Genomic DNA, 25,555 nt, shown 5'->3' on the forward strand with positions numbered 1-25,555 from the left:
TCATCTTCATGGTCAAGGACACGAGCTACATGTTCGTCACCGGCCCCGAGGTGGTCAAGACCGTCACGCACGAGAGCGTGACGGCCGAGGAGCTGGGCGGCGCGCTCACGCACACCACCCGAAGCGGCGTTGCGGATCTCGCCTTCGAGAACGACGTCGAGGCGCTCTTGATGCTGCGGCGCCTGTTCAATTACATCCCCGCCAGCAACCGCGAGAAGGCGCCACACCGGCCCACGCAGGACCCGGTCGATCGCATGGATGCCAGCCTGGACAGCCTGGTGCCCGAGAACCCCAACCTGCCCTACGACATCAAGGAAGCCATCGTCAAGACGGTGGACGACGGCGAGTTCTTCGAGCTGCAACCCGACTACGCCGCCAACATCGTCATCGGCTTTGCGCGCATGGACGGCAATGTGGTCGGCATCGTCGCCAACCAGCCGCTGGTACTGGCCGGCTGCCTGGACATCAAGAGCAGCATCAAGGCCGCCCGCTTCGTGCGCTTTTGCGACGCCTTCAACATCCCCGTCATCACCTTTGTCGATGTGCCCGGCTTCATGCCCGGCACCAGCCAGGAGTACGGCGGCATCATCAAGCACGGCGCCAAGCTGCTGTTTGCCTATGCCGAGTGCACCGTGCCCAAGATCACCGTCATCACCCGCAAGGCCTATGGCGGCGCCTACGACGTGATGAGCTCCAAGCACCTGCGCGGCGACGTCAACCTGGCCTGGCCGAATGCAGAGATCGCCGTGATGGGCGCCAAGGGGGCGGTGGAGATCATCTTCCGCGAGGAAAAGAAGGACCCCGAAAAACTCGCCGCCCGCGAGGCCGAATACAAGGCCCGCTTTGCCAACCCCTTCGTGGCCGGCAGCCGCGGCTACATCGACGACGTGATTTCCCCGCACGAAACGCGCAAGCGCATCTGCCGCAGCCTGGCGATGCTGAAGGACAAAAAGCTGGACAACCCGTGGCGCAAGCACGGGAATATTCCACTCTAATTTTGATAGCTTTTGACGCTTTATGGATAAGCGACAGAGCCTTAAAACACTCAAAACTACTGAACCATGTTCACCCAAATCCTCATAGCCAACTGCGGCGCAAACGGCCGTGCAGCGGGCGTTTCGTCAAATCGCCTGCCGCAGCCCACGCAGCGGGCTATTGCACGCGACCCCATCGCATAAGGAAGCCAAAAATGTTCACCAAAATCCTGGTCGCGAACCGCGGCGAAATCGCCTGCCGCGTCATCACCACCGCCCGCCGCATGGGCATCGCCACCGTGGCGGTGTATTCGGACGCGGACAAGAACGCGCGGCACGTAGCACTGGCCGACGAGGCGGTGCGCCTGGGCCCGCCGCCTTCGCGCGAGTCGTATCTGCTGGCCGACAAGATCATCGAGGCATGCAAACAGACCGGCGCGCAGGCCGTGCACCCGGGCTATGGCTTCTTGTCTGAGAACGCCGAGTTCGCCCGCAAGGTGGAGGAGCAGGGCATCGCCTTCATCGGCCCCAAGCACGCGGCCATTGCCGCCATGGGCGACAAGATCGCGTCCAAGAAGCTGGCGGGCGAGGCCAGGGTCAGCACCATCCCGGGCTACAACTCCGCCATCGACAGCCCCGAGCACGCGGTGGAGATCGCCCGGGGCATCGGCTACCCGGTGATGATCAAGGCCAGCGCGGGCGGCGGTGGCAAGGGCCTGCGCGTGGCCTACAACGACCAGGAGGCGCACGAGGGTTTTGCCTCCTGCAAGCACGAAGCCTTGAGTGCCTTCGGCGACGACCGCGTGTTCATCGAGAAGTTCGTCGAGCAGCCGCGCCACATCGAGATCCAGGTGCTGGGCGACAGCTTTGGCAACGTGGTTTATCTGAACGAGCGCGAATGCTCGATCCAGCGCCGCCACCAGAAGGTGATTGAAGAAGCGCCTTCGCCCTTCATCAGCGAGGCGACGCGCAAGGCCATGGGCGAGCAGGCCGTGCAGCTGGCTCGGGCCGTGGGCTACCAGAGCGCGGGCACGGTGGAGTTCGTGGTCGGCAAGGACCAGGACTTTTATTTTCTGGAGATGAACACCCGCCTGCAGGTGGAGCACCCGGTGACGGAGCTGATCACGGGGCTGGACCTGGTCGAGCAGATGATCCGCGTGGCGGCGGGCGAGAAGCTGGCCTTCTCGCAGAAGGACGTGAAGCGCGAAGGCTGGGCCATGGAGTGCCGCATCAATGCCGAAGACCCGTTTCGGGGCTTTTTGCCGTCCACCGGCCGGCTGGTGCGCTTCGAGCCGCCGGCGCAGGACCTGCAGCAGGGCCAGGCCACCACGGCGCTGGGCGTGCGCGTGGACACGGGCGTGGTCGACGGCGGCGAGATCCCGATGTACTACGACTCGATGATCGCCAAGCTGATCGTGCACGGCAAGGACCGGGGCGATGCGATTGCCCGCATGCGCGAGGCGCTCAACGGCTTCGTCATTCGCGGCGTGCAAAGCAACATCCCGTTCCAGGCCGCGCTGCTGGCGCACCCCAGGTTCCAGGCCGGCGACTTCAACACCGGCTTCATCGCCGAGCATTACGCACACGGTTTTTCGGCCGCCGACGTGCCGCACGCCGACCCCAGCTTTCTGGTGGCGCTGGCGGCTTGCCTGCACAAGTTCTATCGCAACCGCGCGCGCTCGCTGCAAGGGCAGTTCTGGGAAGGCAAGCAGCGATCGCCGCGGCGCGACTTCACGGTCTGCACGCTGGGCCATGCGGGTGACAACCACTACGTCAACGTCACGCTGGAAGAGGGCGCCATCGGCCCCGCCACGCGCGTCACCGTGCATGCGCCGGGTGGCGATCGGGTTTACGACCTGCATCTGAAGCACGACTTGGGCGACGCGCGCATCGAAGGCCAGTGCAACGGCCACGCCTTTACCGCGCAGATGGAGCGCGGCCGCGCGCGCAACCCACTGGCCATCCGCGTGATCCACAACGGCACCCAGCTCGACGCCTTGGTGATGCAGCCGCGCACGGCCGAGCTGCACCGCCTGATGCCCTACAAGGCGCCGCCCGACATGAGCAAGTACGTGCTCTCGCCCATGCCCGGCCTGCTGGTGCAGGTGGCCGTCAAGCCTGGCCAGGAGGTCAAGGCCGGCGAGCGCGTGGCCGTGATCGAGGCCATGAAGATGGAAAACGTGCTGTTCGCCAGCGCCGATGGCGTGGTCAAGGCGGTCAAGGCCGAGCAGGGCGACAGCCTGGCGGTGGACCAGGCGATCGTGGAGTTTGAATAGGGCAGCAGCCCTGGACGGGCGCGACGTTTGCACCGTTGCTGTGTTGACCCACGTACTCAAGCTCTCCATCCACGCCACGCCCGGCGCCAAGCGCACCGAGGCCGCGGGCACGCACGGTGAAGCCCTGCGCGTGCGCCTGGCCGCGCCGCCGCTCGATGGCAAGGCCAACGCGGCGCTGATCGCGTGGGCGGCCGAGGCCTTTCGCCTGCCCAAGGCGCGGGTCCAACTGCTGCACGGCGCCGCGGCTCGGCAGAAGGTGCTGGCCATCGCTTTCGATTCGACGGCTGAACTTGTTGCGGCACAAGCTCAGGTGGCGGCGTGGATGGCGACGAACCCCGCTGGCCGCTATGAGAACGAAAGCTGCTCGCGCAAACCCTTCCAAGGCTGAGGGCCAAAAAAGGCTCTGAAACGGCGGATTCGCATCCCATGTTCCCGTCAAGCCTGCGTCGCCGCGATCTGGGCGCCGCCGCGCTCGGTGGTTTGACCGGTGGTCTGACCGCGGCTTCGCCGGCCTGGTCCCAACGCGCCGCCGCGGCTGTCGCCCCGCCCGCTGCTGACGTGGTGCTCGCCGCGCGTCACCGGCGCGTCTTTGCTGGCTTGGCGGCGCGCATCGACGCCCAACTGACCGACGTGCAAAGCGTGGTCGTGCAGCACCGGGGCCAGCCGGCGTTCGATTGGTTCCGAAGCGGCACCACCGCCGACACGCTGCACGACGTGCAGTCCGTCACCAAGAGCGTGCTGGCCCTGCTGTTCGGCCAGGCCATGGCCGACGGCCTGGTGCGCGGCCCCGACGAGCTGGTGGCGCTGCGCCTGCCCGCCATGCTGCGGCTGGGGGCCGACGCACGCGTGCAGCGCTTGCGCTTTGCCCACCTGCTGACGATGACCGCCGGCTGGCCGCCCGACGAGATCGCGCGGCCAGGCCGCGACGATGACCTGCGCTGGCTGGTGCGCCGCCCCTTCGTGGCCGAGCCCGGCACGCGCTTTGCCTACGACAACGGCGCGGCCAACCTGCTGGCGTTGGGGCTGGCCCAAGCGGTGGGCGAACCGCTGGCCAACTATGCGCGCCGGCGCCTGTTCCAGCCCCTTGGCATCGGGCGCCTTGCCTGGCGCCGCGGCGCGCAAGGCCATGCGCTGGGCGCCATCGGCCTGTCGCTGACAACGCCGGCCATGGCGCGGCTGGGCGAGTTGGTGTTGCACGAGGGCCAGTGGCAGGGCCGCTCCCTGGTGCCGCGCGCCTACGTGCAGGATTTGGCGCGGCGGCACAGCAGCGGTGGCCCGCCGCTGTCCACGGCCTACGGCTACCTGTGGTGGCTGGGCGCGGGCAGCGTCATGGCCAGCGGCTACGGCGGGCAGTGGATTCACGTCGATCCCGCGCTGGATCTGGTGGTCGCGCTCACGTCGCGCCGCACGCCCGAGAGCGCCGCGCGCGGGCAGGGCGCCACGCTGATCCGCCGCGACATCGTGCCGGCCGTGCGGCGCCTGCAGCGCGCGGGACAATAGCGCCATGAACGACGCCACGGCCCTGCTCATCGTTGACGCGCAATACGGCTTCATGCCCGGCGGCGGCCTGCCGGTGGCCGGCGGCGACGCCATCGTGCCCGTCATCAACCGCATTGCCCCGCACTTTGCCAACGTGGTGCTGACGCAGGACTGGCACCCGCGGGATCACGTCTCGTTTGCCGCCAACCATCCGGGGCGCCAGCCCTTCGAGACCATCGCGCTGCCGTATGGCGAGCAGGTGCTGTGGCCCGTGCACTGCGTGCAGGGAACGCGTGACGCGGCGTTGCACGACGGGCTGCAGGTCGATCACGCGCAACTCATCGTCCGCAAGGGCTTTCGCCGCGATGTGGACAGCTACTCGGCGTTCACGGAGGCCGACCGCCGCACGACGACCGGGCTGGCCGCCTGGCTGCACGCGCGGGGCATCACGCAGCTGACTCTGTGCGGACTGGCCACCGACTACTGCGTGGCCTGGAGCGCGCTGGACGCGCGCGCGGCCGGCTTCGAGGTCACCGTGGTCGAGGACGCCTGCCGCGCCATCGACCTGAACGGCTCGCTGGCGCGCGCCTGGGCCGACATGGCGGGCGCGGGCGTGCGGCGCGCCCTGTCCAGTCAATTCTCATGACAAATTGGCCTGTGGCGCTTGGTGGACAGGCGCGAACAGCTACTATTTCAATAGTATCGCCTTGAACCTGCCGCGTGCCCGGTCTGCGCCACAATGCGGGGCATGAACCCACAAGACAAGGCATCAAAACCCCGCGTCGTGCTGCTGGGCACCGGCGGCACCATCGCGGGATCGGGCACGGCGGGAGCTGCTGCGGGTGCGGGCTCGGCCGCCTACCAATCGGCCGTGGTCGGCGTGCAGGACCTGATTGCCGGCGTGCCGGGGCTGAACGCGCTGGCGCAGCTGCGGGCCGAGCAGATTTTCCAGATCGACTCGGCCGACTTCACCGACGGGCATCTGCTGCTTCTGGCGCGCCGGGTGGCCGCGCTGTGCGCGCGCGATGACGTGGACGCGGTGGTCATCACCCACGGCACCGACACCATGGAGGAGTCGGCCTACTTTCTGCACCTGACGGTGCCCACCGACAAGCCCATCGTGCTGACCGGCGCCATGCGCCCCGGCACCGCGCTGGCGGCCGACGGCCCGGCCAACCTGCTGCACGCCGTGGCCGTGGCCGCGCACCCGGGCAGCGCCGGGCGCGGCGTGCTGGTGGTGATGAACGAGGAAATCTACAGCGGGCGCGACGTGGCCAAGGTGCACAGCCTGCGCATGGACGCGTTTGCGTCGCCGCACGGCGCGCTGGGCCTGGTGGTGGAGGGCGCGCCGCGCTGGTATCGGCGGGTGGAGCGAGCGCACGGGCCGCGCAGCGAGTTCGACATCGCGCGCCTCGACGCGCTGCCGCTGGTGGGCCTGGTGGCCAGCCACGGCAACATGCGCGCCGAGATCTACGACAGCTGGGCCGCTTTGGGCGCGCGCGCCATCGTGCATGCCGGCTTTGGCGGCGGCACGGTGCCCGACTATTTGAAGGCGCCGCTGGCCGGCCTGCGCGCGCGCGGGGTGCTGCTGGTGCGCTGCTCGCGCACGGGGGCGGGGCCGGTGGTGCGCAATGCCAGCATCGACGACGACGCGCACGGCTGGGTGGCCGCCGATGACCAGAACCCGCCGCGCGCGCGCCTGCTGGCGGCGCTGGCGCTCACGCGCAGCAGCGATCCGGCAGCGGTGCAGGCGGTGTTTCTGCGCTGCTGACCGACGGCGCCGCGCCGGCCGGCCCGATGTAGCGCTCGCGCTTGTGCGCCTTGATGCGCTGCACGTCCACCAGCACCAGGCCGTCCACGCAGTGGCCGAAATCCGGGTCCACGCCAAAGTCCAGAAAGCGCACGCCGCCGGGCTCGGCCACCTCGGCGTACTGCTTGTACAGCGTGGGCACGCTGCAACCCATGTTGGCCAGCAGCAGCTTCAGGCGAATGAAGTCCGCTGCGCTGTCGCCGCTGGCGTGCGCGGTGGCGTCCAGTTCGCTGCCCTGGACGTAGGGGTTGCGCGCTTCGGCCATGCCCGCCTGGCCGTAGTGGCTGCGGTAGTGGTGCACCAGCAGCTCGCGCGCGGCCTGGGGCATGTCGCGCGACAGCGAGACCGGGCCGAACAGGTAGCGGCACTCGGGGTAGCGGCGCACATAGGCGCCGATGCCGAACCACAGATAGTCCAGCGAGCGGCGCCCCCAGTAGCGCGGCTGCACGAAGGAGCGGCCCAGCTCCAGCCCCTGCTCCAGGCACGCCGTCATGCCCGCGCCAAAGCGAAACAGGCTGTGCGTGTACAGGCCGTCGGCGCCCATCTGCCGCAGCACCGGCGCGGTGCGCACCATGCGGTAGGCGCCGACGATCTCCAGCTCGCGCGGCTCCCACAGGATCAGGTGGTCGTAGTGCAGGTCGTAGCGGTCCAGGTCGCGCCGCTGGCCGCTGCCTTCGCCCACGGCGCGAAAGGCCAGCTCGCGCAGGCGCCCCACCTCGCGCAGCACGGGCGAATCCAGCCCGCCGCGAAACAGGTGGATGCGCTTGCCGTCGGGCGTCTGCCCCAGCTCCTCGCACGCCGCCACGGCCTGCGCCAGCGCGCTGCGGTCCACCGGGTGGGCCACGGCGGTCTCGGTGTGCAGCAGGCCGGGCCGGTCCTGCGCCACGCGGTACAGGTGCTTGCAGAACAGCTTGGCCTTGGCGGCATCCGGCAAGGGCATGGCGGCGTGGCTGCCGTGCGGGATGGGGTGGCCGATGCGCAGCGCGATGCTCTTGCGGTGCTGGCCGAACATCTCCTGCACCAGCAGCAGCGTGGCCAGCGGCTTGTAGCACAGCGACGCGCCGTAGAACAGCGCCGAATTGCGCCCGTCGATGTGCACCGGCACGATGGGCGACTGCGTTTGCGCCGCCAGCCGCAGAAAGCCGCTGTGCCAGCGCCCGTCGCGCACGCCGCCGGGCTGCAGGCGCGACACCTCGCCCGACGGAAAGATGATGACCGCCCCCTCGCCGCGCAAATGCTCCAGGATGGCCTTGAGCTGCCCGGCGCCGCTGCGCCCGCCCAGCACCGTCACCGGCAGCAGCAGGCGCTTGAGCGGCTCCAGCGCCGCCAGCAGGCCGTTGGCCACGATCTTCACGTCGCCGCGGATGCCGCCGACCAGGTTGAGCAAGGCCAGGCCGTCGAGCGATCCGATGGGGTGGTTGGCGACGATGACCACGCGCCCGCGCGCCGGAATGCGCTCGCGCTCGTTGTCGCGCACGGCGTAGCTGAAGGCGAAATGCTCCAGCACCTGCTCGACGAACGGAAAGCCCTCCAGGTGCGGGTAGGCCTGGGCAAAGCTGCGAAAGCTCTGCTCGTGCAGCAGGCGGCGCAGCAGGCCGCGCACGCCCTTGCTCAGCCACGGGTGGCGCTGCAGTTGCGGCAGGTGCAGATCGACGATCTGGTCCACGGAGATCATGGCGCTGGCTCCCGGAAGTCGCGGCCGGATGGCGGCCTTGGCATGGCGCCCATGGTGCGGCCGTCGCATGACAGGACGGCGACAAGTTCATGACAAATCCGGGGGAGGGCGTTTGTGGGGACCGCTCGACTGGCGGCGCGCCCTCAGCCGGGTCGTGCGAGCGCGGCGCGCGCGGCCTCGGCGCGGGCGCGCACCACGCAGCCGGGCGCGTGGTCGTTGATCAGGCCCATGGCCTGCAGGAAGGCGTGCACGGTGGTGGGGCCGACAAAGCTGAAGCCGCGTTTTTTCAGCGCTTTCGACAGCTGGACCGAGGTTGGCGAGGTGGTCACGCTCTGGTGCGCCGCCTGCTCGTGTGCGCCGGGCTCGTGGCGCCAGATCCACGCGGCCAGCGAGCCGTGTTCGCGCACCAGCGCCTGCGCGCGGCGGGCGTTGTTCAGCACGCTTTCAATCTTGCCGCGGTGGCGCACGATGCCGGCGTCGTGCAGCAGGCGATCGACCTCGGGCGCGCCCCAGCCGGCCAGCGCGTCGATGTCGAAGCCAGCAAAGGCGCGGCGGAAGTTCTCGCGCTTTTCCAAGATCGTGCGCCAGCTCAGGCCGGCCTGAAAGCCTTCCAGGCACAGCTTCTCGAACAGGCGCCGGTCGTCGGTGACGGGAAAGCCCCACTCATGATCGTGATAGGCCAGGTACTGCGGCGTGGCCAGGCACCAGGCGCAGCGCGGATGGCCGTCGGGGCCGGGGGCGGTTTGCATGGGGGCTCCAGTACGGGTTGTGATGGGGTTGAACAGCCGGACGCAGAGGACGCAAAGATCACGCAGAAGACGCAAAAGGTTCAAAAACCATTCTGATTTTTGCCAGGAAATTCAATTGGGTATTTTTTGTGTTCTTTGCGATTTCTTCGCGTCCTCTGCGTCCGGTATTGCTGCGGCCTCTATGCACCCTCCGTGCGCTGCATCAGGATGCGCTGACGCACGGTGGCGATGTGGTCGCGCAGCGCGTACAGCTCGTCGGCGTGCGCCAGCGGCACGGCAATGTGGTGGGCCACGCGGTCCAGTTCGTCCAGCTCGTCAAGCAACTGCTCGCGCGCCACGCGGGGGTCCTGCGCGCGCGTCTCGATCTGGCGCAGCCGCGCGTACCAGCGAAACACGCGCTGGCGCACGCGGTAGGTGTACAGCGGCGGCACCACGCGCGACAGCGGCAGCAGCAGCACGATCAGCCCGCCGATCACCAGCCACATGCGCTGCACCAGGTTGCTTGCCCAGAACGGCAGGTAGTTTTGCCAGAACGCCGGCGTGCCGTTGATGGCGCGGTCGCCCTCGGGGCTGACGGGCAGCTCGCTGGTGCGGGTGTTGGGAAACTCGCGCGCGCCGTTGAGCCAGCCCGCGCGGCCGTGGATGGTTTGCGCGGCCTGCGCAAACAACTGGCGCAGGGCGGGGTGGGTCTGCTCGCGTGTCAGCAGCGAGGTGGTGGCCGCCAGCAGGGTGACGTCGTGCGGCGGCACGTCGGCGGCCAGGTCGGCCACGCCGCGCGGCAGCGTGACGGTGCGAAAAAACGGAAAGCGGCGCGTGTAGGCGTCGGCCTGCGAGAGCTCCAGCGGTCGGACGCCCGGCGCGTGCAGCAGCTCGCGCACCACGGGGGACTGCGGCGCGCTGGTCAGCACCACGGCATCGAGCCGGCCGGCCAGCAGGGCCTGGGCGGCGCTGCGCGCGTCCTGCTCGCTGAGATGCACCTCGTCCGCCGCCACGCCGCTGGCCTTGAGCAGGCGCTGCATCAGCGCGGGCACGCCGCTGCCCGCCTGGTCGACGCTGACGCGCAGCCCCTTGAGCTGGGCCAGCGTGCCGGGCGCGTGCGCGGTGGGTGCGCCGGGCTTTTGGCGCACGAAGATCCACAGCGGTTCGTAGAACAGCGCGCCCAGCGACTGCAGCGATTCGTTGGAGTCGGTCGCCACGGCAGGCTCGCTGGCGGCAGCCGAGGCGCTGGCGATGACCGGCGCCGCACCGCTGCCGCCGCGCACGAAGGCCACGTCAGCGCCACCGTCCTGCAGCAGCTTCAGGTTGGCGACCGAGCCTTCGGTGGGGATCAGTTGCACGGTGATGCCCTCGCGCGCCAGCGCCTGCACGTAGCGCTGTCCAAAGCCGGCATAGGCGCTGCCCGCCGGCCCGGTGGCCAGGCGGACGGTCTTGGGCGGCTGCGGCTGCAGCCACCAGTAGGCGGCCACCAGCAGGCCCGCGGCCAGCAGCAGCAGCGGGCCCGCGCTGACCAGCAGGTCGCGGATCGATAGCAGGATGAGGGTGAGGCGGCGCATGGGACGGCTTGGGCGTTGAGAGTGCCGGGCGGGGTTCAGGCGGCAGCGGGCCTCAGTGGGCGCTGGCGGCCCTCACCCCAACCCTCTCCCAGAGGGAGAGGGAGCAAAAACTGGGTCAGAGGGAGAGGAGGGTAAAACCTGCGTGACCGATCGCCCTCGCCCCTTTGGGGAGAGGGAGGGGTGAGGGGCAACGGCGTGGCCATGATCACGGCGTTTGGCCATGGGGCGCTTGTGTATCAAGCGCGAGCAGCTTCCAAATCGGTACCAGATGGCAGCCATAGTCCATCCACCTGCAAGCCTTGCGCCGCCCGCACCGCGTTCACGCAGGCGCGCGCCACCGCCTCGCTCGCCATGGCGCACAGCACGTTGAAGTCGATCGCCGGCGCATGGCCGGTGGACAGGGCAAACAGCGTGTCGCCGTCGCTCATGGTGTGCACCGGGCGGATGGCGCGCGCCAGGCCGTCGTGGCCGGCGCCGGCCAAGCGCTGGGCGCGGGCTTTGCTCAAAGGCGCGTCGGTGGCGATCACGCCGATGGTGGTGTTGCTACCGGCCAGGATGGCGCTGGGTGCCTCGCCCGCCAGCATCGCGCGCACGCTGTGGCGCAGCGCCTGGCCATCGGGCGTGCGTGCGCCGGCGATGGGCGCGCCGCTGTCCGGATCGACCACGTCGCCCAGCGCGTTGACGGCGATCAGCGCGCCCACCGTTACCTCGCCCACGCGCACGCTGGCGCTGCCGATGCCGCCCTTCATGGCCGATGCCATGCCAAACAGCTTGCCCACCACGGCCCCCGCGCCGGCGCCCACGTTGCCCTGCGCGGGCGGGGCGCTGCGGGCGGCCTGGCAGGCCGCGTAGCCGGCATCAAAGCCGGGCCGAATGCGCGCATCGCCCACGTGCAGGTCGAACAGCACGGCGGCCGGCACGATGGGCACGAGCTGGCCCGGCGCGCTGCCAACCGGCAGGCCCAGGCCGTGCTCCTCCAGCCAGCGCATCACGCCGCTGGCGGCGTCCAGCCCCCAGGCGCTGCCGCCCGACAGCAGCACCGCCTGCACCTGCTGCACCAGGTTGGCGGGATCGAGCAAATCCGTTTCGCGCGTCCCGGGCGCGGCGCCGCGCACGTCCACGCCCGCCACGGCGCCGCCGCCATCCGGCCCTTGCGCCAGCACCACGCTGCAGCCGGTGGGGCGGCGCGCGTCGGTGTGCTGGCCGACCCGGATGCCGCGCACGTCGGTGATGGCGTCGGCGCGTTCGATCGGCGGATGCTGGGGCGCGTTCATTTCAAGGCGGCGCGGAGCTGTTGGGCGTAGTCATTCAACGCCGCCGGGCCGGGGTCCTTGCGCGGCCAGGCCAGGCCCACGCCGTCGCCCGCGTGGCGCGGCAGCACGTGGATGTGAAAGTGCCCTACCGTCTGGCCCGCCACGGCGCCGTTGGCCTGAAACAGGTTGAGCCCCGCGGGCGCGAACGCGGCCTGCGCGGCCAGCGCCACGCGGCGCGCGGTCTGCATCACCGCGCCGGCTTCTTCGGGCGTGAGATCAAGCAGCGTGGCCGCATGGCGCTTGCTGGCCACCAGCACGTGGCCGGGGTTGACCTGGCCCAGATCCATGAAGGCCAGGGTCAGAGCGTCCTCGCAGACCTTGGCGGCGGGGATTTGGCCCTGCACGAGCTTGCAGAAAATGCACTCGCCCGCGGGCGAGGTGTCGACGAATCCGGGCATGGCGGCAACGCTCCTGGAATGGGATGAAAGACATGCCCATTAAACCCAAAAACAACCGGTGCTTGCCGGCCCCGCGTCACAACCACTTCTGCATCAGCAGCGCCTGGCCCTCGCTCGGGTCGAGCACGTAGGGCGCAAAGCCGAAGCGCTCGTAGCTGCGCAGCGCGCGGGCGTTGCCCGAAAGCACCTCCAGCGTCAGCTTGCAGCAACCGCGCTCCTGCGCGTGCTTTGCCGCCGCGGCCAGCAGGGCCTGGCCGACGCCGCGCGCGCGGTGCGCGGGCAAGACGACGAGGTCGTGCACGTTCAGCAGCGGCCGCGCCTTGAAGGTGGAAAAGCCCTCGAAGCAATTGATGAGGCCCACCGCCTCGTCGCTCAGCCAGGCGATGAAGCTGATGGCGTGCGGTACCTGGGCCAGGCGGTCGCACAGGCTGGCGCGCACATCAAGAGCCAGTGGCTGGCCGCCGCCCATGGGGTCGATGGCATAGGCGTTCAGCAGATCGACCAGCGCTGCGCGGTCGGTGGCGCCGGTGTAGTCGGCGCGGCGGACCTGCAAGGCGTTGACGCTCAAGCCAACTCCTCGATGGGCAGGCACGAGCAAAACAGGTTGCGGTCGCCATACACGTTGTCCACCCGGCCCACGGGCGGCCAGTACTTGACGGCGCCGCCATGCTGCGCCAGCGCGCCGCCAACCTCGCGCGGGTAGGGGTGGGGCCAGTCGCTTTTCAGCAGGCTGGCGGCGGTGTGCGGGGCGTTCTTCAGCGGGTTGTCGTCCTGCGGCCATTCGCCCTTCTCGACGCGGCGCACTTCCTCGCGAATGGCGATCATGGCGTCGATGAAGCGGTCCAGCTCGGCCAGGTGCTCGCTCTCGGTGGGCTCGACCATCAGCGTGTTGGCGACGGGGAAGGACAAGGTGGGCGCGTGAAAGCCGTAGTCGGCCAGGCGCTTGGCCACGTCCTCGGCCATCACGCCGCTGGTTTCCTTGAGGTCGCGCAAATCCAGGATGCACTCGTGCGCGACGTGGCCGTTGGCGCTGGCGTACAGCGTGGGGTAGTGGTCCTTCAGGCGCTTGCTGATGTAGTTGGCGCTGAGGATGGCTGCTTCGGTGGCGTGCTTCAGACCCTCGGCGCCCATCATGCGGATGTACATCCACGAGATGGGCAGCACGGCGGCGTTGCCGAGAGGAGCTGCGCTCACGGCGCCGGTCTTGCCGGCAATGCCGGCGGTGGCATGACTCGGCAGGTAGGGCACCAGGTCCTCGACCACGCACACGGGGCCCACACCCGGGCCGCCGCCGCCGTGCGGGATGCAGAAGGTCTTGTGCAAATTCAGATGGCTGACGTCGCCGCCGAACTGGCCCGGCGCGGCCAGGCCGACCAGGGCGTTGAGGTTGGCGCCGTCCACGTACACGCGTCCGCCGTGCTGGTGCACGATCTGGCACAGCTCCTTCACCTGGGTCTCGAACACGCCGTGCGTGCTGGGGTAGGTGATCATCACGCAGGCCAGGTTGGCACTGTGCTTTTCGCACTGGGCCTGCAAATCCTGCATGTCCACGTTGCCGTTGTCGTCGCACTTGGTGACCACCACCTGCAGGCCCACCATCATGGCGCTGGCCGGGTTGGTGCCGTGCGCGCTGGCGGGGATCAGGCAGATGTTGCGGTGCGCGTTGCCCTGCGCCGCGTGCCAGGCCTTGATGGCCAGCAGGCCGGCGTATTCGCCCTGGCTGCCGGCGTTGGGCTGCAGGCTGACACCCGCGTAGCCCGTGATGCTGGCCAGCCATTGGCACAGCTGATCGTTCAGCAACTGGTAGCCCGCGCGCTGGTTGGCCGGGGCAAAGGGGTGCACGTGGGCGAACTCGGGCCAGGTGATGGGGATCATCTCGCTGGTGGCGTTCAGCTTCATGGTGCAGCTGCCCAGCGGGATCATGCTGCGGTCCAGCGCCAGGTCCTTGTCGGAGAGCTGGCGGATGTAGCGCAGCATGGCCGTCTCGCTGTGGTGCGTGTTGAACACCGGGTGCGTGAGGTAGCCGCTGGTGCGGTGCAAGTCCGCCGGGATCAGGTCGGGTGCGGAACGTTCAAGCGCGGCAAAGTCGGGCAGCGTTTTGCCCTCGCCGGCGAAGATGCGCCACAGCAGCTCCACATCCGCCCGCGTGCTGGTCTCGTCGAGCGAGATGCACAGATAGATGTCCCAGCTCTTTCGCAGGTTGGCGCCCATCTGCACGGCGCGGGCAGCTATCGTATCGGTAGCGTCGTCGGTCTTCAGGCTGAGCGTGTCGAAGGCGCTCGCGTGGTGATGGTGGCTGAAGCCCAGTTGCGCCAGGCCGGCCTTCAAGATGGCCGCGAGGCGCGCCGTGCGCAGCGCGATGCGCTTCAAGCCCTCGGGCCCGTGATAGACCGCGTACATGCTGGCAATCACCGCCGGCAGCACCTGCGCGGTGCAGATGTTGCTGGTGGCCTTTTCGCGGCGGATGTGCTGCTCGCGCGTTTGCAGCGCCAGGCGGTACGCGGGTTGGCCGTGCACGTCCACGCTCACGCCCACCAGGCGCCCGGGCAGGCTGCGCTTGAAGGCGTCGCGGCAGGCCATGTAGGCGGCGTGCGGGCCGCCGGCGCCCATGGGCATGCCAAAGCGCTGCGTGCTGCCGACCACGATGTCGGCGCCCATCTCGCCGGGCGACTTGAGCAAAGTGAGCGCCAGCAGGTCGGCGGCAAAGATGGCGGCTGCCCCCTTGGCCTGGATCTTCTTGACCTCGTCCGTCCAATCCATCAGCCAGCCGCTGCTGGCGGGGTACTGGATGAGGGCGGCGAAATAGTCGTCCTGGGCGATGGCGGCGTCCCACTCGGCGGCGGAATTGGCCAGCTTGACCGTGAGGCCCAGCGGCGCGGCGCGCGTTTGCATCACCTCGATGGTCTGCGGGTGCGCATCGCCAAACACCACGATGGTGTTGCCCCTGGCCTTGACGCTGCGCCGCGCCAGCGTCATCGCCTCGGCGGCGGCGGTGGCCTCGTCCAGCATCGAGGCGTTGGCGATGTCCATGCCGGTGAGGTCGGTCACCATGGTCTGGAAGTTGACCAGCGCCTCCATGCGGCCCTGGCTGATCTCGGCCTGATACGGCGTGTAGGCGGTGTACCAGGCGGGGTTCTCCAGGATGTTGCGCAGGATCACGCCCGGCGTGTGGGTGCCGTAGTAGCCCTGGCCGATGAAGCTCTTGAGCAGCTTGTTTTGTCCGGCAATGCCTTTGAGCTCGGCCAGCGCGTCGGCCTCGGTCACGGGCGCGGGCAAGTCCATGGGCGCGGCGCGCGCGATGGAGCGCGGCATGATCGAGTCGATCAGCCTGGCGGTCGAGGGCTCGCCGATGACGGCCAGCATCTGCCGCTCGTCCTGCGGCGTCAGGCCGATGTGGCGGGCAATGAACTCGCCGGGGTTTTCAAGGTCGTGCAGGGCAGGGTGGCTCATGGCGGGGGAACGGATTCGGATACTGCAAATACAGGAGCTGCCAGCGCTTGACTGGCGGGCGCAAGCGGCCGATTTGACTTGAAACCTGCACGCAGGCGATCCGGCGCGCAGGACATTTCAGGGACGCTCAGAGGTTGAGAGTTTTTTGGACGTGCCCGAGGAGCGCGTCAAAACGCGACCAATCGAGGCGCAAAGCGCAGTCGTAGCTCGGGCTACGGCGAGCATTTGCAACGACGAGTGGGCGTGTTTTGGCGTGATCAGCGGGCATGGGTAAAAGACTCTCAAGCTCTCAGTCCTTGCTGAACTCGGCGTAGGCCGCTTCGTCCATCAGCGCGTCGAGCTGGCTGGGGTCGGTCAGCTTGACCTTGAAGAACCAGCCCGCACCCATCGGGTCGCTGTTGGCCAGGCTGGGCTCGGCGCGCAGGGCCTCGTTGACCTCGGTGACCTCGCCGCTGATGGGCATGTACACGTCGGCGGCGGCCTTCACGCTCTCGACCACGCCGGCGGTTTCCTTCTGGGCGTAGCCCTGGCCGACGGCGGGCAGGTCGACAAACACCACGTCACCCAGCGCGTCCTGCGCGTGGTGCGTGATGCCGACGGTGGCGATGTCGCCCTCGACTTGGATCCATTCGTGGTCTTCGGTGTATTTGAGGCTCATGGTCGTTGCTCCAAAAAAGGCTTGAAAGATGAATGCTCACACCGGCAAGTCAGACGCGGTGATAGCGCGTGGGAACGAAGGGCGTGGCCACCACCTCCATCGGCACGGGCTTGCCGCGCACCATGGCGAACAGCTCGGTGCCGAGCGTGGCGCTGCCGGGGTGCACGTAGGCCGTGGCGATGGGCTTGTCCAGCGTGGGGCTCAGCAGTCCGCTGGTGACCTGGCCGACGGTCTGGCCGTCCAGGTTTTCCAGCGGCGCGGGCTCGCGCACGGGCACGCGCTCCTTGGCGAGCAGGGCGACGCGCTGGCGCTGCAGCTTATGCGTGCCGTCCAGTTGGCCCAGCACGACGTCGGCACCCGCAAAGCCGCCGGCACGCGCGCCGCCGCTGCGCCGCACCTTCTGGATGGCCCAGTTCAGGCCTGCCTCGATGGGCGTGGTGGTGGTGTCGATGTCGTTGCCGTACAGGCACAGGCCGGCTTCCAGCCGCAGCGAATTGCGTGCGCCCAGGCCGATGGGTTTGACCTCGGGCTGGGCCAGCAGTGCGCGGGCCAGCGCCTCGGCCTGGGGCGCCGGCACCGAGATCTCGAAGCCGTCCTCGCCGGTGTAGCCGCTGCGGGTGATGTACAGCGGCGTGCCCTGCCAGTCGAAGGCGCCGCCGGTCATGAACACCAGCGCCTGCACGCCCGGCACCAGGCGCTGCAGGGCCGTGACGGCCTGCGGGCCTTGCAGGGCCAGCAAGGCCTGCTCGGGCAGGGGTTTGACTTGGCAGCGGCCGCCGATGCGCGCCTGGATATGGGCGATGTCGGCTGCCTTGCAGGCGCCGTTGACGATCAAAAACAGATGATCGCCCCGGTTGACGAACATCAGGTCGTCGATGATGGTGCCTTCGTCGGTCAGCAGCAGGCCGTAGCGCTGCTTGTCCACGCCCAGGCCGATCACGTCCACGGGCATCAGCGTCTCCAGCGCGCTGGCAGCGTCGGGCCCGATGAGTTGCAGCTGGCCCATGTGCGAGACGTCGAACAGGCCGGCGGATTCGCGCACCTGCTTGTGCTCGGCGATCAGGCCGTTTTTGTATTGCACCGGCATCGAATAGCCGGCAAAGGGCACCATGCGGGCGCCCAGCTCGACGTGCAGGGCGTGCAGTGGGGTGGTGAGCAGATCGGCGGTATTGGACATGCGCTGTCTCCATGCAAGGGAAGTCGCGCAAGCATTGTGGCTTGCGAGCATGCCCGGCTGTCCGCTTTACCTGAGAGATTCACGCGGGCGATGCCGCGCTTGCTCCTTCGGTGGAGGGCGTTGCCGCCCCCTCTCTCCAGCCCGGTGGCGCCCGGTTGCCCGGGCGTTTGCCAGTCCTTTTGCCTGAGCGTTTGGGCGTGTGCCGCGCGCCTTCGGCGGCGCCGCGACCGCGGGGTGGCGGGGCGGCGCGCTCTCCTGACAGCCCGCGATTTTACGGGCTATTTGGCAAACACCAGATCGCGCAGGGCCAGCGAGATCCAGGGCACGTAGGTGATGACCATCAGGCAGCCCAGGATGACCAGCACGAATGGGATCAGGTCGCGGATGATCTTGTCCAGCGACACGCGCGCCACCGTGCACACGGCAAACAGGTTCACGCCAAAGGGCGGGGTGATCATGCCCAGCGCCAGGTTGACCACCATGATCAGCCCGAAGTGCACCGGGTCGATACCGAAGTGCGCCGCCACCGGCGCCAGGATGGGGCCCAGCACGATGATGGAGGCGCTGGTCTCGATGAACATGCCGATCACGAACAGCGCAGCGTTGACGCCCAGCAGGAACCAGTGAGGCGACTTCAGGTGCTCCTGCAGCCACAGGCCGATGGCGTCAGGCACGCCGGCGCGCGTGATCAGGAAGGCAAACAGGCCCGCGTTGGCGATGATGAACATGATCACCGCCGACGAAATGACCGACTTGCGCAGCACCGCGGCCAGGTCCTTGAACGTGATCTCGCGATACACCGCCATGCCCACCACCAGGGCATAGGCCACAGCCACGGCCGAGGCCTCGGTGGGGGTGAATACGCCGCCGTAGATGCCGCCCAGCACGACCACGGGCATCATCAGCGCCCAGGCCGCCTTGCGCGTGGCCGTCCACACGCCCAGGCGGCCGTCGCCGTCGTGCTTGCCCCAGCCCTTCCACTTGCAGTACAGCCACACGAACAGCATCAGCACGCCACTGATCAGGATGCCGGGGCCGAAGCCGGCGATGAACAGCTCGCCGATGGAGACCTCGGCGGCCACGCCGTACAGGATCATCGGAATGGAGGGCGGGATGATCACGCCCAGCTCGGCGCTGGTGGCCTGCAGCGCGGCCGCCCAGGTGGTGGGGTAGCCGTGCTTGACGAGCGCCGGCACCAGGATGGCGCCGATGGCGAAGGTGGTGGCCACCGACGAGCCCGAGACGGCGGCAAAGATCATGCAGGTGAGCACGCAGGTCATGGGCAGGCCGCCCTGCACGCCGCCCACCAGACTCTTGGCAAAGTCCACCAGCCGGCGCGAAATGCCGCCCGTCTCCATCAGGTTGCCCGCCAGGATGAAGAAGGGGATGGCTGCCAGCGGAAACTTGTTGAGCGAATTGAACATCTCCTTGACGGAGATGAGCATGGGCGCGCTGGTCACCTGCATGCCGGTGATGGCCGCCAGCCCGATGGACACGGCCACGGAGACGCTGAGCGCGAAGCCCAGCATCATGGTGATCAACATGGCACTGGTCATTGCGCCGTCTCCAGCTCCATCCGGCGCGGGTCCAGATAGTTGGCCACGATGGCCAGCAGGGAAAACACCGCGCCCACGGGCAGGGCCAGGTAAGCCCAGAACATGGAGATCGATTCCAGGCCCGCGACGGTCTGCACGCTGCCGCGGATGGCGTAGTCGCTGCCCCACCACAGGATGATGAGCATCAGCACCAGCGCGGCCAGGGCCACGACGACATCGAGCACGCGCTTGACGCCACGGGGCACGGCCTGGTAGAGCGCATCCACGCTGACCATGGCGCCCTGGCGAAAGGCCAGCGGAATGCCCAGAAACACCATCCAGACCAGGCTGAAGCGGATCAGCACCTCGGTCCATTCGGCGGGCTGCTCCAGCACGAAGCGGGTGAAGATCTGGAACACGCCCAGCGCCGAAGCGATGGCCAGCATCACGCAGGCCAGCACCGTGGCGATGCCGGTGGTCCAGCGCTCCAGGGACAGGATGAACGCCTTCATGAAAACGCCTTGCAAAAAAACGCCCGCCGCGCAATGCTGACGGGCGGGCAATGCTATTGGATGTGAAGCAATCGAGCGGGCCGGCGCAGGCTCACTTGTAGTTGCGGATGCGGTCCATGTTGGCCTTGCCGAACTTCTTCTCGAAGTCCGATTCGACGCCGGCCATGGCCTTGACGAAGGCGGGCTTGTCCACGTTCTCGTCCACGTTCATGCCCTTGCCGCGCAGCAGGGCCACGCCGTTGGTGTCGTCCTCGTCCACCTTGGCGCGGTTGGCCTTGGTGCCCTCCTTGGCGGCCTCGATGAAGGCCTGCTGGTCGGCGGGGCTGAGCTTTTCAAAGGCGCCCTTGTTCATCAGGAAGATGCAGGGCGAGTACACGTGGCCGGTGAGTGAGAGGTATTTTTGCACCTGCTCGAACTTGGCCGAGATGATGACCGACAGCGGGTTTTCCTGTCCGTCCACGGTGCCTTGCTGCAGGGCGGTGAAGACCTCGGGGAAGGCCATGGGCGTGGTGATGATGCCCAGCGCCTTGTAGGCGGTGATGTGCACCGGGTTTTCCATGGTGCGCATCTTCAGGCCCTTGACGTCGGCGGGCTCCTTGATGTCGCGCTTGCTGTTGGTCATGTGGCGAAAGCCGTTCTCGGCCCAGGCCAGGCCCTTCAGGCCCTTGGCGTCGAACTTCTTGAGCAGGTCCTGGCCGATCGGGCCGTCCAGCACGGCGCGGGCGTGGGCCTTGTCGCGAAACAGGAAGGGCACGTCCAGGATCTGCACGTCGGGCACGAAGTTGGGGATGGGCCCGGTGGAAGTGAAGGTCAGCTCCTGCGTGCCCAGCTGCACCGCTTCGACCGACTCGCGCTCGCCGCCGAGCGAGCCGTTGTAGAAGGTCTGGATCTTGTAGCGCCCGCCGGTGCGCTTTTCCACCTCCTTGGCGAAGGTGTCGATGGCGATGCCCTGATGCGAGTTCTGCGCGGTGGAGATGTTGATCTTCATCACCGTCTGGGCGCTGGCGGCGGCCGTCAGGCCAAAGGCGAGGCCGAGGCCCAGGGCGAGTGCGCGAAATGTCATGAGAGAGGTCTCCAGGAAAAAAGGGATTGCGTCCGGCCGAAAAAACGCACGCACGGAGCGCGCGCCGGTGCGCCTGATTGTGAAACTCCCGGTGTGCGATTCGTCTCGGGGTTTTCGCGCATGCGCCCCGTCCCTGGGCGCCCTCACCGCGTTACGCACGGATACCCGTGTCACGTCAGCGACGTGCGCCGCGGCGTCACCTTGTGCGTTGTGGGGGTGGGCGGGCGCCGTTCGGGGGTTCCGAGCGCACCGCGCACGAGGAGTTTCATCATGACGAAAATGCTGCGGGTATTGGCCGCCGGCCTGCTGGCCGCCGGTGCCTTGGGCGTCGCGGGTGTGGCGCAGGCGCGCGACGTGTACTGGTCGCTGGGCGTGGGCGTGCCGGGCGTTGCGGTCGGTGTCGGCGCGCCGGCGCCGTACTACGTGCCGGCGCCGGTGTACGCGCCGCCGCCACCCGTCTATTACCAGCCGCGCCCCGTGTATGTGCCGCCGCCCGTGGTCTACGGCCCGCCGCCCGGGGCCTATCGCCCGCCGCCCGGGTACTACGGCGACTGGCGCTATCGCGATGACTGGCGCCGGTATCGCCGCTGGCATCACCGCGATCGCGACTGGGACGATTGAGGCGCACACGGCCGCGGCGCACGGCGCTCGCGCGAGCGCCGCTCACATGGCCTTGAAGCGGTGCGCGTAAAGGCGACTGACGACCAGGGGCTCGGCCAGTCCGCGCAGGGTCAGGTGCAGTCGCCCCGCGTCGTCGCGCTGCACGGTGTCGATGGCGTCGGCGCGCACCACGGTGGCGCGGTGGATCTGCCAGAACGCATCGGCGTCCAGTTGCGGCAGCAGGTCCTTCAGCGGCGTGCGCAGCAGGTGCTCGCCAGCTGCGGTGACGACGCGCACATATTTGTCGGCCGCCTGCAGCAGCAGCACGTCGGCCACCGGCACCATGCGGATGGTGTTGCCGTTCGACCCGGCCGGGCTGACCTGGAGTTGGCGCAGCGCCGCTTGGGCGGTCGGCGCGGCGGGCTGGAGCGCCGCCAGCAGCTGGCGCAACTGCTCGGCGGTGGCCTGCAGCGGGTCGTTCTTGTTTGCTTCTGTATTGATAGCTGCTTGCGCTTGCTGGTCAAGCGCCAGACGCAGTTTTTGCACTGTTTTTTGCAAACGCGCCGGCTGCACGGGCTTGAGCACGTAGTCCAGCGCCTGGGCGTCGAAGGCCTGCACGGCGTACTGGTCGTAGGCGGTGACGAAGACCAGCGCCGGAAAGGGCTTGACGGCGGTGTCCCAGGCGTCCGCCAGCTCGGCGGCGGCATCCAGCCCGCTCAGGCCGGGCATGCGGATGTCCAGCAGCAGCACGTCGGGCGCGAGGCGCAGCGCCTCGCGCACCGCGCTGGCGCCATCGCCCACGGTGGCGACGATGCGCAACTCGGGCCAGGCGCGGGCCAGCTCGGCGGCGAGCGCGGCGGCCAGCAGGGGCTCGTCTTCGGCGATCAGGGCGGTGGGGGCGTTCGGTTTCATGGCCGGGCTTCGTCCAGCGGCAGCGTGACGGTGACGGTGGTGCCGGCGCCGGGCGCCGACTCGACCGCGCAATGCGCGCGGGCGCCATAGGCCGCGGCCAGGCGTTCGCGCACCTGCGTCAGGCCGAAATGCGTGCCGGCTGCGGCGGCCTGCGCGGGCTCGAACCCGACGCCGCTGTCGTGCACCACGAGCGTGAGGCGATCGCCCGCGCGCGCGGCGGACACGTCGATGCCGCCGCCGTCGATGCAGGGCTCCAGCCCGTGCTTGATGGCGTTTTCAACCAGCGGCTGCAGCAGCAGTGTGGGCACGGGCAGCGCGCGCAGCGCATCGGGCAGATCGAGCGTGGTGCGCAGGCGTGGGCCCATGCGCACGGCCATCAGCTCCAGGTAGTCGGCCAGGCGGGCGAATTCGTCGGCCAGCGGATGCACGGTGGCCCGGCTGGCGCCCAGCGTCGCGCGCAGGTAGCCGTCCAGCCGGTCGAGCATGCGCTGCGCGGCCGCCGGGTCAACCGCGATCAGCGCGCGCAGATTGGCCAGCGTGTTGAACAGCATGTGTGGCTCGAGCTGGCTTTGCAGCAGCATCAGGCGCGCCTGGCTGGCGTCGCGCTCGGCAGCGGCGATGTGGGCTTGCAGCGCGGCCTGGCGTCCACGCGTGAAAAAATAAAAACTGCCCACCACCCCGGCGGCGATGGTGACCAGCAGGCTGAGCACGGCGTCGCGTTGCGAGTATTCCAGCGGGCGGCCGAGCAACCAGAATCCCAGCGGCCGGCCGATCAGGAAGCCGGCGGCGAGACCCAGCAAGGTCAGCACCACGCCGCGCCAGCCCCTGGGCCAGCCGTGCCCCTGATTGCCGTGGCCCCGGTAGCACCGATCGCGCGGCACCAGCAGGCGGCCGAACTCCATCACCGCCCACGTCACCATGCCGGTCGCGGCCGAGTGCACCAGTTGCTGCCCGTAACCCGTGTCCGGCCAGATCATGTTGGTGAACACCGCCACCACGCAGCAGAAGGCCAGCACCTGCAGGCCGTGCCGCAGCACGTCGCGCCAGTCGATGACCATGCGCGGCCTACCCCGCCTCACGCGCCTGGGCGCGCTGCCAGGCCGGGCGCGCCTGGATGCGCGCCAGCCAGGCGGTCAGGCGCGGGTGTTCGCGGGCGGTCAGCCCGGCCCGCTCCCGCGCGGCCTGCACGGGGTAGCTCATCTGGATGTCGGCCGCGCTGAAGGCCTTGCCGGCAAACCAGTCTGATGGCGCCCGACTCGGCCAGCACTTCGCCGTCCAGGGTGACCACCGGTGACTTGCCCAAGGGGTGAATCCGCTTGAGTTCGGGCGGCGCCAGCATTGTCCCGGGGTCGCGCTGGTAGCGCACGACCTCGTAGGTCAGGCCCAGCTCTTCCAGCAGCCACAGGATGCGCTGCGAGCGGGACTGGTTGAGGTGGTGGACGGTGATGGAAGTCATGGGAAAGGTCCTGGCGCGCCGATTGTCACAGAGGGCGGTTGCGCAGCTTCTCACGTTCGGCCTGCAGCAGGCGCTCGTGCAAACCCGCGCCGCCGGCGTTGATCCACACCACCAAGCCGTGAATGGCCAGGCCCAGCCCCCAGCCGGCCAGCGGAAAGATGAACCAGGGCCGGTCGCTGCTCATGGAGATCAGCGCCAGCCCGGCGTTGACGCAGACGTAGACCAGGGCATGCACGTACCAGCCCATTTTGGCGCCGGCGCGTTTGCGCGCCAGGCGCTCGATCTGGGCGCGGTCGGCGGCTGCGCCGTCCGGCGCCGGGGAGCGGGGGTCGAAGGAGGACATGATGGGGACCTTTCGAGGGGAGATGGGGCGGGCCTCAGCCGGCCTGCAGCACCGGGCGGCCGGCCAGCCGCAGCACGCGCAGCGCACGCACGGCAAACAGGCCCGACAGCAGGCCGTACAGGGCCGTCACCGCGATGGCAAAGCCCAGGTGCCGGGCCAGCGTGGGCTCCAGGGCCAGTTGCACGCCCACGCTGTACTTGATCAGGAACACGCCGACGATCAAGGCCATGGGCACCCAGCTTCCGGGCAGCAGAAACTGGCGCGCGGCGGGATCGAAGCGTGTTCCCGCGGGTGCCGCGGCGCGGCTGCCCAGCAGCAGCATCGCGACGAAGCACAGGGCCCACAGCAGCAGCAGCGCCGGCAGGTGGCCGCTGGCGGCAAAGGCCGACTGCACGCCCCACAGGGCCAGGCCCAGCATGGCCAGCGGCATCAGCGCCAGCCGGCTGGCGGCCACGCGGCGGGGGCGCGTGGCCGAGTAGCCCAGGGCGAGCAGGGCTGCCAGCAGGGCGCCGACCCAGACGGGCGTATCGCGCACGATGTCGACGATGGCCGAGGGGTGCTGGCTGAGGAGGGTGGTGAGCAGCATGATCGATCTCCGGTGATGGGTTGAACGAATGGCGTGATGCTGCCGGCTGGCGCCCGCGCGCTCCAGCGCGATGCGACGAAATGCAGGATGCGGGCGCGAAACGCAAATGGGAGGCGGTGAAATGCGGCGCAGCGGCTGACGCGACGCTTTCCTAAAATCGCCGCCGCAAGCTGCGCGCGGCGCGGCAACCGGAAAGGCTCGGGTGTGGATACGTTGTTGCTGCTGAAGGCGGCCGTCATGGGGGTGGTCGAAGGCCTGACCGAGTTTTTGCCCATCTCCAGCACCGGGCACCTGATCCTGGCGGGCAGCCTGCTGGGTTTTGCCGACGCCAAGGCCAAGGTGTTCGACATCGCCATCCAGACGGGCGCGATCCTGGCCGTGGTCATCGTTTACTGGCACCGGATTCGCGACACGCTCGTCAGTCTGCCGCACAGCCGCTCGGCGCAGCACTTTGCGCTCAACGTGCTGATCGCGTTTTTGCCGGCGGTGGTGCTGGGCCTGCTGTTCGGCAAGGCGATCAAGGCGCATCTGTTCACGGCGCCGGTGGTCGCCAGCACCTTCATCCTGGGCGCCTTCGTCATCCTGTGGGCCGAGCGCCGGCCGCAAAGCGCGACGTGCGTATACCGCGTGGACGAGATGACGGCCTGGGACGCGCTCAAGGTCGGCCTGGTGCAGTGCGCAGCCATGGTCCCGGGCACCAGCCGCTCGGGCGCCACCATCATCGGCGGCATGCTGCTGGGGCTGTCGCGGCAGACGGCCACCGATTTTTCCTTTTTCCTGGCCATTCCCACGCTGATCGGCGCGGGCGCGTATTCGCTCTACAAGGAGCGCGCGCTGCTGTCCTGGGCCGATGCGCCGCTGTTCGGCGTGGGGCTGCTGCTGTCCTTCGTCAGCGCCTGGGTGTGCGTGCGCTGGCTGCTGCGCTACATCGCCAGCCACAGCTTCGTGCCGTTTGCGTGGTATCGCATTGCCTTTGGGGTGGTCGTGCTGCTGACCTGGTGGAGCGGGGCGGTGGTGTGGGCCGATTGAGCGGTCC

24 protein-coding genes, 1 pseudogene and 2 riboswitches are annotated in these 25,555 nt (G+C 68.8%); of the genes and pseudogenes, 8 read left to right on the forward strand and 17 right to left on the reverse strand.

Annotation, left to right across the window (positions count from 1 at the left end; all coding sequences use genetic code 11):
* The 6 genes from U1F38_RS06050 to U1F38_RS06075 all read left to right on the forward strand — a co-directional run.
* The coding region (locus U1F38_RS06050) for an acyl-CoA carboxylase subunit beta (protein ID WP_409986158.1) at positions 1-995 on the forward strand (995 nt) is incomplete at its 5' end.
* A gap of 194 nt (positions 996-1,189) precedes the next feature.
* Positions 1,190-3,250 carry an acetyl-CoA carboxylase biotin carboxylase subunit gene (locus tag U1F38_RS06055; protein WP_409986159.1) on the forward strand — a complete coding sequence of 687 codons (2,061 nt, stop codon included), beginning with the start codon at positions 1,190-1,192 and terminating at the stop codon, positions 3,248-3,250.
* Between the two features lie 43 nt (positions 3,251-3,293).
* On the forward strand, positions 3,294-3,638 hold the full coding sequence (locus U1F38_RS06060) for a DUF167 domain-containing protein (protein ID WP_409986160.1): 345 nt from the start codon (positions 3,294-3,296) through the stop codon (positions 3,636-3,638).
* A gap of 38 nt (positions 3,639-3,676) precedes the next feature.
* Positions 3,677-4,750 carry a serine hydrolase domain-containing protein gene (locus tag U1F38_RS06065; protein WP_409986161.1) on the forward strand — a complete coding sequence of 358 codons (1,074 nt, stop codon included), beginning with the start codon at positions 3,677-3,679 and terminating at the stop codon, positions 4,748-4,750.
* 4 nt (positions 4,751-4,754) lie between these two features.
* Positions 4,755-5,375, forward strand: coding sequence for a bifunctional nicotinamidase/pyrazinamidase (pncA, locus tag U1F38_RS06070; RefSeq protein WP_409986162.1), 621 nt, complete (start codon positions 4,755-4,757; stop codon positions 5,373-5,375).
* A gap of 102 nt (positions 5,376-5,477) precedes the next feature.
* Positions 5,478-6,500: an asparaginase gene (locus U1F38_RS06075; protein ID WP_409986163.1), complete on the forward strand. Its 1,023-nt coding sequence runs from the start codon at positions 5,478-5,480 to the stop codon at positions 6,498-6,500.
* On the opposite strand, the gene U1F38_RS06080 is transcribed toward U1F38_RS06075, so the two are convergent.
* From U1F38_RS06080 to U1F38_RS06135, 12 genes are all read right to left on the reverse strand, one after another.
* A complete protein-coding gene (locus U1F38_RS06080) occupies positions 6,448-8,214 on the reverse strand; it encodes a lysophospholipid acyltransferase family protein (protein ID WP_409986164.1) in 1,767 nt (588 codons plus the stop codon). The genes U1F38_RS06075 and U1F38_RS06080 overlap by 53 nt on opposite strands.
* A 143-nt stretch (positions 8,215-8,357) precedes the next feature.
* A complete protein-coding gene (locus tag U1F38_RS06085) occupies positions 8,358-8,963 on the reverse strand; it encodes a DNA-3-methyladenine glycosylase I (protein ID WP_409986165.1) in 606 nt (201 codons plus the stop codon).
* Between the two features lie 179 nt (positions 8,964-9,142).
* Complete coding sequence (locus U1F38_RS06090; RefSeq protein ID WP_409986166.1) at positions 9,143-10,516, reverse strand: TAXI family TRAP transporter solute-binding subunit; 1,374 nt, start codon at positions 10,514-10,516, stop codon at positions 9,143-9,145.
* 236 nt (positions 10,517-10,752) lie between these two features.
* Positions 10,753-11,790: a P1 family peptidase gene (locus U1F38_RS06095; protein ID WP_409986167.1), complete on the reverse strand. Its 1,038-nt coding sequence runs from the start codon at positions 11,788-11,790 to the stop codon at positions 10,753-10,755.
* Positions 11,787-12,227, reverse strand: a complete 441-nt coding sequence (locus U1F38_RS06100; RefSeq protein WP_409986168.1) for an HIT family protein — start codon at positions 12,225-12,227, stop codon at positions 11,787-11,789. Before U1F38_RS06100 ends, U1F38_RS06095 begins: the two co-directional genes overlap by 4 nt.
* A gap of 76 nt (positions 12,228-12,303) precedes the next feature.
* Complete coding sequence (locus U1F38_RS06105; protein WP_409986169.1) at positions 12,304-12,795, reverse strand: N-acetyltransferase family protein; 492 nt, start codon at positions 12,793-12,795, stop codon at positions 12,304-12,306.
* A complete protein-coding gene (gene gcvP, locus U1F38_RS06110; protein ID WP_409986170.1) occupies positions 12,792-15,677 on the reverse strand; it encodes an aminomethyl-transferring glycine dehydrogenase in 2,886 nt (961 codons plus the stop codon). Before gcvP ends, U1F38_RS06105 begins: the two co-directional genes overlap by 4 nt.
* A gap of 289 nt (positions 15,678-15,966) precedes the next feature.
* Positions 15,967-16,335: a glycine cleavage system protein GcvH gene (gcvH, locus tag U1F38_RS06115; protein ID WP_409986171.1), complete on the reverse strand. Its 369-nt coding sequence runs from the start codon at positions 16,333-16,335 to the stop codon at positions 15,967-15,969.
* Positions 16,336-16,384: 49 nt separating this feature from the next.
* The gene (gene gcvT / locus U1F38_RS06120; protein ID WP_409986172.1) at positions 16,385-17,512 is read right to left on the reverse strand and encodes a glycine cleavage system aminomethyltransferase GcvT; all 1,128 of its coding nucleotides are present in this window, start codon (positions 17,510-17,512) and stop codon (positions 16,385-16,387) included.
* Between the two features lie 47 nt (positions 17,513-17,559).
* Positions 17,560-17,662: riboswitch (glycine riboswitch) on the reverse strand.
* Between the two features lie 18 nt (positions 17,663-17,680).
* Positions 17,681-17,773: riboswitch (glycine riboswitch) on the reverse strand.
* A 17-nt stretch (positions 17,774-17,790) separates the two neighbouring features.
* Positions 17,791-19,068, reverse strand: coding sequence for a TRAP transporter large permease (locus U1F38_RS06125; RefSeq protein WP_409986173.1), 1,278 nt, complete (start codon positions 19,066-19,068; stop codon positions 17,791-17,793).
* Positions 19,065-19,559 (reverse strand): TRAP transporter small permease, encoded by a 495-nt coding sequence (locus U1F38_RS06130; protein WP_409986174.1) that lies wholly within the window; start codon positions 19,557-19,559, stop codon positions 19,065-19,067. Before U1F38_RS06130 ends, U1F38_RS06125 begins: the two co-directional genes overlap by 4 nt.
* A gap of 91 nt (positions 19,560-19,650) precedes the next feature.
* On the reverse strand, positions 19,651-20,622 hold the full coding sequence (locus tag U1F38_RS06135; protein WP_409986175.1) for a TRAP transporter substrate-binding protein: 972 nt from the start codon (positions 20,620-20,622) through the stop codon (positions 19,651-19,653).
* A gap of 270 nt (positions 20,623-20,892) precedes the next feature.
* Here U1F38_RS06135 and U1F38_RS06140 point away from each other — a divergent pair, with 270 nt between their 5' ends.
* Positions 20,893-21,243 carry a hypothetical protein gene (locus tag U1F38_RS06140; RefSeq protein ID WP_409986176.1) on the forward strand — a complete coding sequence of 117 codons (351 nt, stop codon included), beginning with the start codon at positions 20,893-20,895 and terminating at the stop codon, positions 21,241-21,243.
* Between the two features lie 42 nt (positions 21,244-21,285).
* Here U1F38_RS06140 and U1F38_RS06145 read toward each other — a convergent pair whose 3' ends face one another.
* The 5 genes and pseudogenes from U1F38_RS06145 to U1F38_RS06165 form a co-directional block, all read right to left on the reverse strand.
* Positions 21,286-22,134 carry a LytR/AlgR family response regulator transcription factor gene (locus tag U1F38_RS06145; protein WP_409986177.1) on the reverse strand — a complete coding sequence of 283 codons (849 nt, stop codon included), beginning with the start codon at positions 22,132-22,134 and terminating at the stop codon, positions 21,286-21,288.
* Positions 22,131-23,192 carry a sensor histidine kinase gene (locus U1F38_RS06150; protein WP_409986178.1) on the reverse strand — a complete coding sequence of 354 codons (1,062 nt, stop codon included), beginning with the start codon at positions 23,190-23,192 and terminating at the stop codon, positions 22,131-22,133. Before U1F38_RS06150 ends, U1F38_RS06145 begins: the two co-directional genes overlap by 4 nt.
* 7 nt (positions 23,193-23,199) lie before the next feature.
* Positions 23,200-23,590: pseudogene (locus U1F38_RS06155) on the reverse strand (glutathione S-transferase).
* A gap of 25 nt (positions 23,591-23,615) precedes the next feature.
* Complete coding sequence (locus U1F38_RS06160) at positions 23,616-23,933, reverse strand: 2TM domain-containing protein (RefSeq protein WP_409986179.1); 318 nt, start codon at positions 23,931-23,933, stop codon at positions 23,616-23,618.
* Between the two features lie 34 nt (positions 23,934-23,967).
* Positions 23,968-24,519: a DUF6622 family protein gene (locus U1F38_RS06165; RefSeq protein ID WP_409986180.1), complete on the reverse strand. Its 552-nt coding sequence runs from the start codon at positions 24,517-24,519 to the stop codon at positions 23,968-23,970.
* A gap of 204 nt (positions 24,520-24,723) precedes the next feature.
* On the opposite strand from U1F38_RS06165, the gene U1F38_RS06170 reads away from it, so the two are divergent.
* Positions 24,724-25,548, forward strand: a complete 825-nt coding sequence (locus U1F38_RS06170; protein ID WP_409986181.1) for an undecaprenyl-diphosphate phosphatase — start codon at positions 24,724-24,726, stop codon at positions 25,546-25,548.
* The last annotated feature ends 7 nt before the right edge of the window (positions 25,549-25,555 follow it).

This window comes from Ottowia sp. (assembly GCF_046348305.1).
Taxonomy (GTDB): Bacteria; Pseudomonadota; Gammaproteobacteria; order Burkholderiales; family Burkholderiaceae_C; genus Ottowia.

Bases quoted from the DNA above. Each gene is read 5' to 3' on its own strand.
- U1F38_RS06055 (WP_409986159.1), top strand. From the start codon at position 1,190: ATGTTCACCAAAATCCTGGTCGCGAACCGCGGCGAAATCGCCTGCCGC.
- U1F38_RS06065 (WP_409986161.1), top strand. From the start codon at position 3,677: ATGTTCCCGTCAAGCCTGCGTCGCCGCGATCTGGGCGCCGCCGCGCTC.
- pncA (WP_409986162.1), top strand. From the start codon at position 4,755: ATGAACGACGCCACGGCCCTGCTCATCGTTGACGCGCAATACGGCTTC.
- U1F38_RS06075 (WP_409986163.1), top strand. From the start codon at position 5,478: ATGAACCCACAAGACAAGGCATCAAAACCCCGCGTCGTGCTGCTGGGC.
- U1F38_RS06080 (WP_409986164.1), bottom strand. From the start codon at position 8,214: ATGATCTCCGTGGACCAGATCGTCGATCTGCACCTGCCGCAACTGCAG.
- U1F38_RS06085 (WP_409986165.1), bottom strand. From the start codon at position 8,963: ATGCAAACCGCCCCCGGCCCCGACGGCCATCCGCGCTGCGCCTGGTGC.
- U1F38_RS06090 (WP_409986166.1), bottom strand. From the start codon at position 10,516: ATGCGCCGCCTCACCCTCATCCTGCTATCGATCCGCGACCTGCTGGTC.
- U1F38_RS06095 (WP_409986167.1), bottom strand. From the start codon at position 11,790: ATGAACGCGCCCCAGCATCCGCCGATCGAACGCGCCGACGCCATCACC.
- U1F38_RS06100 (WP_409986168.1), bottom strand. From the start codon at position 12,227: ATGCCCGGATTCGTCGACACCTCGCCCGCGGGCGAGTGCATTTTCTGC.
- gcvP (WP_409986170.1), bottom strand. From the start codon at position 15,677: ATGAGCCACCCTGCCCTGCACGACCTTGAAAACCCCGGCGAGTTCATT.
- gcvH (WP_409986171.1), bottom strand. From the start codon at position 16,335: ATGAGCCTCAAATACACCGAAGACCACGAATGGATCCAAGTCGAGGGC.
- gcvT (WP_409986172.1), bottom strand. From the start codon at position 17,512: ATGTCCAATACCGCCGATCTGCTCACCACCCCACTGCACGCCCTGCAC.
- U1F38_RS06125 (WP_409986173.1), bottom strand. From the start codon at position 19,068: ATGACCAGTGCCATGTTGATCACCATGATGCTGGGCTTCGCGCTCAGC.
- U1F38_RS06130 (WP_409986174.1), bottom strand. From the start codon at position 19,559: ATGAAGGCGTTCATCCTGTCCCTGGAGCGCTGGACCACCGGCATCGCC.
- U1F38_RS06135 (WP_409986175.1), bottom strand. From the start codon at position 20,622: ATGACATTTCGCGCACTCGCCCTGGGCCTCGGCCTCGCCTTTGGCCTG.
- U1F38_RS06140 (WP_409986176.1), top strand. From the start codon at position 20,893: ATGACGAAAATGCTGCGGGTATTGGCCGCCGGCCTGCTGGCCGCCGGT.
- U1F38_RS06145 (WP_409986177.1), bottom strand. From the start codon at position 22,134: ATGAAACCGAACGCCCCCACCGCCCTGATCGCCGAAGACGAGCCCCTG.
- U1F38_RS06150 (WP_409986178.1), bottom strand. From the start codon at position 23,192: ATGGTCATCGACTGGCGCGACGTGCTGCGGCACGGCCTGCAGGTGCTG.
- U1F38_RS06160 (WP_409986179.1), bottom strand. From the start codon at position 23,933: ATGTCCTCCTTCGACCCCCGCTCCCCGGCGCCGGACGGCGCAGCCGCC.
- U1F38_RS06165 (WP_409986180.1), bottom strand. From the start codon at position 24,519: ATGCTGCTCACCACCCTCCTCAGCCAGCACCCCTCGGCCATCGTCGAC.